This window comes from uncultured Mucilaginibacter sp. (assembly GCF_903913935.1).
GTDB lineage: Bacteria > Bacteroidota > Bacteroidia > Sphingobacteriales > Sphingobacteriaceae > Mucilaginibacter.
Genome location: NZ_CAIWNH010000210.1, coordinates 1 through 4,741, shown reverse-complemented (window position 1 = coordinate 4,741; position 4,741 = coordinate 1). Strand labels below are relative to the sequence as shown.

General features: G+C 42.2%; 5 protein-coding genes. 4 read left to right on the top strand and 1 reads right to left on the bottom strand.

The window, feature by feature from the left end:
* Positions 1-34: 34 nt before the first annotated feature.
* The 3 genes from QZY09_RS07950 to QZY09_RS07940 all read left to right on the top strand — a co-directional run bounded on the left by QZY09_RS07950 (position 35) and on the right by QZY09_RS07940 (position 2,739).
* The gene (locus QZY09_RS07950) at positions 35-541 is read left to right on the top strand and encodes a hypothetical protein (RefSeq protein ID WP_295670695.1); all 507 of its coding nucleotides are present in this window, start codon (positions 35-37) and stop codon (positions 539-541) included.
* Between the two features lie 180 nt (positions 542-721).
* Entirely contained in the window at positions 722-1,114 is a 393-nt protein-coding gene (locus QZY09_RS07945) for a nuclear transport factor 2 family protein (RefSeq protein WP_295670692.1), read from the top strand.
* Between the two features lie 443 nt (positions 1,115-1,557).
* A complete protein-coding gene (locus tag QZY09_RS07940; protein WP_295670690.1) occupies positions 1,558-2,739 on the top strand; it encodes a tetratricopeptide repeat protein in 1,182 nt (393 codons plus the stop codon).
* A 175-nt stretch (positions 2,740-2,914) separates the two neighbouring features.
* On the opposite strand, the gene metK is transcribed toward QZY09_RS07940, so the two are convergent.
* A complete protein-coding gene (gene metK, locus QZY09_RS07935; RefSeq protein ID WP_295670686.1) occupies positions 2,915-4,165 on the bottom strand; it encodes a methionine adenosyltransferase in 1,251 nt (416 codons plus the stop codon).
* A gap of 304 nt (positions 4,166-4,469) precedes the next feature.
* On the opposite strand from metK, the gene QZY09_RS07930 reads away from it, so the two are divergent.
* A partial coding sequence (locus QZY09_RS07930; RefSeq protein ID WP_295670683.1) for a diacylglycerol kinase family protein occupies positions 4,470-4,741 on the top strand: 272 nt, incomplete at its 3' end.

Sequence of the window (4,741 nt, the reverse complement as noted above, 5' to 3'; positions counted from 1 at the left end):
TCTTTTTTTATCTCAAATTTCACATTAGCTTTATATGATGAAAAACATTTACTTACTCGTTGTTAGCCTGTTTATAACTATATCAGTAGTACAGGCCCAGGATAGCTGGGTAACCCATAAAGGTGATAACCGGATTTCTCTTAAATTCCCCAACGAACCTAAAGAACTGACACCCGGCAGTTTTATTGCAGTAGATAAAGACAGTATTGCTTATATTTTTACCATAGTTGATTTCCAGGTGGTAGCCAACCTCGATTCGGTTGCTTTGGCGCCTATGAAAACCACCCGGGAATTTGCTGACCAGCTAAAAACCGGCATTAAACAAGGCCTGCCCGAAGTTGATTTTCCGGATTTTGTAATCGGTACCTGGAAAGGTTTTACAAGTTACTCTTCCATAGGCTTTGATGCAAAAAAGAAAAAATATGATTTATTGATGTTTATTATAGGCGATAAACTGTACAGTGTATCAACAGTTGCTAAGGACGGGATGAGTAACCATGGCCACGATAGTTTTGTTAATTCGATTGTGCTGAGTAATTAACGGAAATGTAGTGCTTGTTTTCGCGCGGCCAAAAGCTTACTAAAACCATTTACTTATTTCCCGATTAAGCCTTTGTTAATTAAGTAGTTATTACCTAGCTTTACACTGGACTATGTTTAAATCAATTATGAAAATCCCATCAATTTAAACAGCGAACCCTTTGTTCGTTAAAATATCACCATGAATAAGCAGGTTGTTTTTTATTTTGCCGAGGCGATCAACAGCCATGATGTCGACAGGATTTATTCCATGATGGCTGAAGAGCACACTTTTGTGGATGCCCATGGTAACCGCATTGAGGGCCGCGACAAAATGAAAGCAGGTTGGGCAGGCTATTTTCAACTATTCCCGGATTACCACATTGAACTGACCGATATTTTTGAAAATAGCGGTACTGTAGCCGCTTTCGGTTTTGCCGGCGGCACCTATAAAAGTCTTAAAACGCCAAATAACGAAAACTACTGGCGCCTGCCCGCCGCGTGGAAAGCCATTGTTGAAGATGGAAAAATTAAGCTTTGGCAGGTGTATGCGGATACGAAGGTGGTGTTTGAAGTGATGGGGAAGAACCCATAAAGCGCGCGCAGGTTTAATGGCATTATTAAACAAATACACGTAGGGGCTACCCTTGTGGTCGCCCCTGGATTAATTGCCATTGTCCCAATATTATCGTTTTGTTTTTCTTACCGACCATCAGAGACTGCCTGTCTTTAGGCGACCACATGGGGCTGTTCAGCGTAACCCGCCTATCTTTTGGGCGACCACAAGGGTCGCCCAAAAGATGTTGGACAGACGGGGCGGAATTTTTGGGGTTAAAAAAAATCAGTTTGCTCAGAACCAATGTGCGAACCAACAGATTTGTCAACTTTTGAAAAGTTGACAAATCTGTTGGTTCGCATGCTGCTTATGAAAAATCTATTCCCCCTTCGGTCGCGATTTTATATCTTTTTGGCGACCACAGGGTGTTTCATATAATTTGAACGAATAAATAAGCAAGCCCCCATATAAAGTAACAATTCATGCCGAATAATAATATTAGCGAGGATTTAAAACCGGCGATTGCCAGTTCAAGGGATTTAGCTATTTTGTGGAAGCATGGGTTTATCAATTACGATCACATTTTCCTTGCCATACTAAAACAAAAGTGCATGGCATCCGATTACCTCATACAATTTGATACGGACCAATGGGAAAAGAAGGTAAAAGAATCGTATCCGGCAAAAAGCAGAAAGAAAGGTTCTATCCCATTAACATTGTCGGCTGAGCGTGTTCTCAAACATGCGCTAAAAATAGCTCCGATCAACAATGAAACCAATATAAATACAGTCCATGTATTGCTGGCGATATTAAGTTGTGATAACGAAGTTACTAGCGCATTTAACAAGGCTGGCATGACTATCACTGATATTACATTGCCCTATTTTAAAAGAGAAATAAAACAGTTCCCGCGTCTGCTAAAACCCATCCGGGATAAGGCCTATACCAGAATGGAGATTTTTTTCTCCGCAATTTGGTCCAAAAAGAAAAAGCTGGGTCAATTGTATACGAACGCCGTTGATCTGTATCACTACCGCCAATACAACGATTCAGTCAAAAGCTGCCAGGTTGCGCTGGCGTTTTCTCCGGGCAATGCAATGTTCAGGGCCTGGATGGCCTATAATAAAATAAAATTGAAGGAGAACGATGCTGCAATTGACCTGTTAACGGAACTTTTAAAAGAGCAACCTGATCAAAAAGGCCATAAGTTTAACTTATCGTATCTCCTCGATGTTAAAGGGAATTATCCCGAAGCCGCTGCTTTGCTTGATGGCCTGTTATTGGAAGAACCGAAAAATGATCTGTTTCTAAATAACAGGGGATTTAACCTGCTGCGGCAAAAACGGTATACAGAGGCCATGCCGTTTTTTGAAAAGGCAATAAAAGAAAATCCCAATGCGCCATACCCGCAAAATAACCTGGGATTTACGAAATACAACCTTGGCGACCTGAACGAGGGGCTGGCTTTGATTGATTGCTCGCTGAAACTGGACAAAGGCAACAGCTATGCCTATCGCAATAAAGGCATTATTTTTATGGAACAAGGAGATAAAACTGAAGCCCGGAAAAATTTTAAGCTGGCGCTGAAATTCGGCTTTACGGAAAAGTATGATAATGAGGTTGAAAGGTTGTTGGCCGATTTGGGAGTGGATGATCAGATTTGACATCTTTTGAAAAGTTGTCAAAAATTGCTCCGGTGCATTGCAACAAGGTCAAAACTGCTGACAAGATCCTGTCAGTGACAAAATCTTGTCAGTAGTTAAAATACTAACAATCAACGCTTTGTTGCAGGGCGTTGCACGTGTTGCGCAACAAACAAGCGCTCGCTTTTAATGTTTCTTATAAGTCAAAAGCCGCCTTCACCTTATCTACGTAATCCAGTTTTTCCCAGGTAAACAGTTCCACTTCCTTGGTTACCACGGTACCTTCCGGGCTTACAAACGTTTTGGTTACTACTTTGCTTGGTTTACCGAAATGGCCGTAAGCGGCAGTTTCGCTGTATATGGGGTTACGCAGTTTAAAGCGTGTTTCAATAGCGTATGGGGTCATGTTAAAGATCGACTCAACTTTTTTGGCGATCTCACCATCGTTCAGGCCAACTTTTCCAGTTCCGTAAGTATTGATATAAATACCCATTGGCTGTGCAACGCCGATAGCGTATGATACCTGTACCAAAACTTCATCGCAAACACCGGCCGCAACCAGGTTTTTGGCAATATGGCGGGTAGCATAAGCTGCCGAACGGTCAACTTTCGAAGGATCTTTACCTGAAAACGCGCCGCCACCGTGTGCGCCTTTGCCGCCATAGGTATCCACAATGATCTTACGGCCTGTTAAGCCTGAATCGCCATGCGGGCCGCCGATCACAAATTTGCCGGTTGGGTTAATATGGTATTTAATGCCATCGCCAAAGAAATGGGCATATTTTGGATATTTGGCTTTTACCCTCGGGATGAGGATACTGATAATATCATCATTGATCTTTTTCAGCATCGCAACTTCTTCGTCAAAATCATCATGCTGGGTTGAGATCACAATGGCATCAATCCTTACCGGTTTGTTGTCATCATCATACTCCAGCGTTACCTGCGATTTTGCATCAGGACGAAGGTATTTGATATCAGTGTTTTCGCGCCGGATAGCAGCCAGCTCAATTAATAGTGCATGGGCAATATCCAGTGCCAGCGGCATATAATTATCGGTTTCAACGGTAGCATAACCAAACATCATCCCCTGGTCGCCTGCGCCCTGCTCTTCTTTTGCCGAACGGTCGACACCCTGGTTGATATCCGGTGATTGCTCATGAATAGCGGAAAGCACCGCGCATGAGTTACCATCAAACATATATTCGCCTTTGGTATAGCCGATCTTATTGATCACCTCGCGGGCAATTTTTTGAACATCAAGATAAGCCTTTGATTTTACTTCGCCGGCCAAAACAACCAGGCCGGTAGTAACCAATGTTTCGCAGGCCACTTTCGACTCGGGGTCGAAGGCTAAAAATTGATCTATTAATGCATCCGATATCTGGTCGGCAACTTTATCCGGATGTCCTTCTGATACGGATTCTGAGGTAAATAAGTATGACATAAATTTTTTTGGATAAATTTTAACTTAACAGCAAAAAGGTATTTTTATGATGCCTCTGCCAAATTTTTTATTTAAACGTAAAAATGAAGAATTATGATTTAAGGGGATTGTAGTAAAAAGAAGCATGGTTTTAGCACTTTTTTACGTGGTTGCAATCCAGACCGCTGTATTTTCCGTTACCTGTATTAAGGCATTAGAATTTGGAACGGTACAATTAAATCAGTCCACATTCAGGCCGCTAAATTAAAACAATTTTTACAAAGCCGAAAATACATTTACTTTTGGCGCCAGAAAATATATTTAGTTGAAAGGGAAAGCGTTATTTATTATAAACCCGATATCGGGCGGGAAGAAAAAGGAAGGGGTTCCTGAACTGATAGAAAAACATCTTGATGCAAATGCATTAACGCCTGTTATTCTTTTTAGCGACAGTGTTTCGCATGCCAGGGAAATAGCCCGGGATGCGGTAAACAAATTCGAGATGGTAGTGGCCGTTGGCGGCGACGGAACCGTGAATGAAGTAGCCTCGGCGATAGTGGGCACCGATATGAAGTTAGGTATCGTGCCGTTCGGGTC

Excerpts from the sequence above, each read along its gene's own strand:
- QZY09_RS07945 (WP_295670692.1), top strand. The coding sequence starts at position 722 with ATGAATAAGCAGGTTGTTTTTTATTTTGCCGAGGCGATCAACAGCCAT.
- metK (WP_295670686.1), bottom strand. The coding sequence starts at position 4,165 with ATGTCATACTTATTTACCTCAGAATCCGTATCAGAAGGACATCCGGAT.
- QZY09_RS07950 (WP_295670695.1), top strand. The coding sequence starts at position 35 with ATGATGAAAAACATTTACTTACTCGTTGTTAGCCTGTTTATAACTATA.
- QZY09_RS07940 (WP_295670690.1), top strand. The coding sequence starts at position 1,558 with ATGCCGAATAATAATATTAGCGAGGATTTAAAACCGGCGATTGCCAGT.